Source organism: Nocardioides sp. CPCC 206348, assembly GCF_048654705.1.
In the GTDB taxonomy this organism is placed as follows: Bacteria; Actinomycetota; Actinomycetes; order Propionibacteriales; family Nocardioidaceae; genus Nocardioides.
The window spans coordinates 115,025-118,258 of the sequence record NZ_JBMCZA010000239.1 but is presented as its reverse complement, the minus strand read 5'-3'; the positions used below and the strand labels follow the sequence as shown (position 1 = coordinate 118,258).

Sequence of the window (3,234 nt, the reverse complement as noted above, 5' to 3'; positions counted from 1 at the left end):
GGAGGGCCGAGTCCCCGACCGTGCCCGCGGGGACACCGGCCGGCCGTCCCGACACGAGCTGGACCAGGGTGCGTTCCCCCGCGCTCGGCGCCAGCGTCGTCCAGGCGGACACCGCGGGCGTCCGGAACGACCAGCTCATCGCGAGCGTGGGCCCGCACGCGCGATGGGACAGCACGGCGCCGGAGAGGATGCTCCCGCTCGCAGGCAGCACGCAGGTGCCATAGGTCTTGCTGACGATCGCCGTGCCGGTGACCGGGTGCTCGACGATCCGGAACCGCTGGGCCGACACGGCCCGGCACTTCTCGAAGACGACCTGGCCCCGCGAACGCGCCGCCAGGCAACCACCGCCCGCTCGCTGGATCGCATAGGTCGTGGACTTCCGCACCGTGAATGCGGTGAGGGACCCGGACGAACCGCGCTGCACCACCCGGTTCCGGGTGTCCGCGCCGATGACCAGCCGGGACTGCGTGTTGAGGATCGTGTAGCGCGAGGCCGGCGTGACCGCGACATTGCGCCAACCGCTCACCGGGCCCGCAGCCGGGGCGGGATCGACACGGAACAGCACCACGCCCGTCGCCGTACGGCCGGTGGAGTCCCGCACGATGTAGCGGACGAAGTCCGTCGTACGGCTCGCCACCCGCGGCGGGAGGTAGGTCACGACGTCGCCCGACCTGGACAGCCGTCCACCCAGGTGGCTGCGGGAGGCGACACCGGACAGGGCGAGAGCGTTGCCGTTCGCGTCGTGGTCGTTGGCGGTGGGCCGGAACCGGTACGCCGTCCCGCTGGTCTGGTGGACCACCAGGTCCAGGGCGGCGTACGGCGGCAGGGGCACCGTCTGGGCCGGGACGACCTCGAACGGTGACACGGCGCGGGCCAGTCGGTCGTTGCGAAGGCGCAGGATCGCACTGAGCTCGGTCCCGTCGAAGCGGTGGAACTGGTTGCCCGAGTTGATGGTCGCGCCCTCGGGGCCGTTCGTGTGGTTGTCGTGGGCTCCCCAGACGTGGCCCAGCTCGTGCCGCGTCACCACCCAGGGCGTGCCGGTGCCGCCGTTCGCGCTGACGCCGTTGGCGCTGGCGATGGTCCACACGTAGGCGACACCGCCGCCCCCGGATCCGCCGTGCCACAGGGCAACGGCGTCGACACCGGAGTCGGCCTGCGCCGTACGCCACTCCTCACGGACGTCGCCGAGCGGCGATTCGTAGCCGGCGTAGGGCTCGACGGCCGCCGCCGCGCGGATGATCACGCGCCCCGTCGCCGGACGGAGCCGTGCGTCTGTCTCGTAGGCGGCCTGCAGGACCACGGTGTTGAGCTCGACGGCGTCGAGGGCACGGGCCACCGACCCGTTGATCGTGGCCGCGTCGCTGAACCAGCGGTTCGCCAGGTCGTACCCGACGCTCCAGCGGTAGGTCTTCGCCCCGACCTGACCCGGGACGACCGAGACGTTGCGGGACGTGTCGGTGGCCGACGGCCAGGCGTACGTCGTCGGCTGGGACAGCCCGCGGGTGCCGACGACCGTGGAGCCGACGAAGTGCCAGGTGCCACCTCGGTCGAAGATGACCAGGCCCTCGACCTTCCCGTCGGAGCGGAGCACCGCCGCAGCGCTCGCCCCGGGCACGCCGTCCACGGTGCCGAGGTAGGAGCGTTCGGCCGGAGCGGCCTCGGCGACCAGCGCACCGCTCGGCTGCTGGACCAGGACCTCGAACCCGGGTGCGCGGGTGCTGACCCGGGTCAGCCGGACCTTCAGGCTGCGCCCGTCCCGGGTGACGGTGCGCTCCAGCACCGACGGTGGTGCCGACGCTGCCACGGCCGATCCGGCCGATCCGGCCGATCCAGTGGTGTCGGCGGACGCCGATGCACCTGCCGGTGCTCCCGCGGGCAGGGCCAGCAGGCCTGCCAGCACGACCGCGAACACTCCCAGCGCACAGCGCTGCCGATTCCCCATTGCGAGACCCTCCCCAGGACGACGCTCCGCGCATCAGTGTGCTGCACCCCCGCATCGATGTCGAGGCGCTGAGGCGTGGACGATTTCATGCCGCCGCCGGGCGGCGGGTAGCCTCCTCCGCGGAGGTATCGCCTAGTGGCCTATGGCGCTCGCTTGGAAAGCGAGTTGGGTTAACGCCCTCCGGGGTTCGAATCCCCGTACCTCCGCCACAGGACGGCGCCGACGCCCAGTCGGCGCCGTTCGTCATTGCTTGCGCGGAATCCGGGACGCGAAGCCCTAACGTTGGTGAGTGAACATGTTGCGTCCCGCACGAATCCTGGCCTGGTGCGCTGTCGTGCTCATCCTCGGACACATCGCCGGGCTGGTCGCCCGCGAGGGGTTCGACGTCTACGAGACCAAGTACGGGCTGATCCGTCAGTTCGACCTGAACGCCGAGGGCAACCTCGCCGCGTGGTTCTCCTCGTTCCTGCTGATCTGCTCGGCCGCACTGTGCCTGCTGGTGGCCCAGGTGCGCCGTCTCCGGCAGGAGGCCATCGCGGGCCGCTGGGCGATCCTGTCGGCGTTCCTGCTCGTGATGGCGATCGACGAGACCGCCCAGCTCCACGACATGGCCAGTCGTCCGCTCCGCAACGGCCTCGGCCTGGACTTCGGGGTCCTCTACTTCGCCTGGCTGATCCCCGCCCTGCTCATCGTCGGCGGCGCGGCGTTCTACTTCGCACCGGTGGTGCGCAACCTGTCCGACGCGATCCGGCCGCAGCTCATCGTCGCGGTGGTCGTCTACCTCGCGGGAGCCGTCGGCTTCGAGATGGTCGGTGGCAGCGTCGTCGACGAGGGTCGCCAGTCGCTGACCTACCTCGCCGTGATGACGCTCGAGGAGAGCCTCGAGATCCTGGGCGGGTTCCTGTTCCTCACCGCCCTGCTGAACCAGGTGCGCGAGCTGCGCCCGGCCCTGGTCCTGCGCTGGACGGGCGAGCTGCCCGAACTCACCCTCGCCGAGGACCGCGCGGCCTCACCGACGGAGTTCTGAGCCGCCACCCGTACGACGGCGGGCGAGCACCGGGCGCAGCACCAGCAGGATCACCAGCGCACCACCGCCACCGAGTCCCCACCAGACCGCGTTGTCACGGGCGTCGGCCAGCAGGTCGGCGCGCTCCCGCGGCACCTTGGCCCGCGGTACGACGTCCGCCTCGTGTCCTTCGGCTCCCATCCCGTTGACGTCGCGGAGGATCGCCTCCACCGGTTGCACGACGCCGTAGCCGGTCAACGGGCTCGCGCCGTCGCTGTTGCCGCTC

3 protein-coding genes and 1 tRNA gene are annotated in these 3,234 nt (G+C 71.5%); 2 read left to right on the top strand and 2 right to left on the bottom strand.

Annotation, left to right across the window (positions count from 1 at the left end):
• Window positions 1-1,942: RICIN domain-containing protein (locus ACOADB_RS27865; RefSeq protein ID WP_378606822.1), on the bottom strand; the 1,942-nt coding region annotated here is incomplete at its 3' end.
• Window positions 1,943-2,063: 121 nt separating this feature from the next.
• Here ACOADB_RS27865 and ACOADB_RS27860 point away from each other — a divergent pair.
• Both ACOADB_RS27860 and ACOADB_RS27855 read left to right on the top strand, forming a co-directional pair.
• A tRNA-Ser gene (locus ACOADB_RS27860) sits at window positions 2,064-2,151 on the top strand.
• 80 nt (window positions 2,152-2,231) lie between these two features.
• Window positions 2,232-2,969: a hypothetical protein gene (locus ACOADB_RS27855; RefSeq protein ID WP_378606819.1), complete on the top strand. Its 738-nt coding sequence runs from the start codon at window positions 2,232-2,234 to the stop codon at window positions 2,967-2,969.
• Here ACOADB_RS27855 and ACOADB_RS27850 read toward each other — a convergent pair.
• On the bottom strand, window positions 2,952-3,234 hold a 283-nt coding region (locus ACOADB_RS27850), incomplete at its 5' end, for a hypothetical protein (protein ID WP_378606816.1). The two genes, ACOADB_RS27855 and ACOADB_RS27850, sit on opposite strands and share 18 nt — an antisense overlap.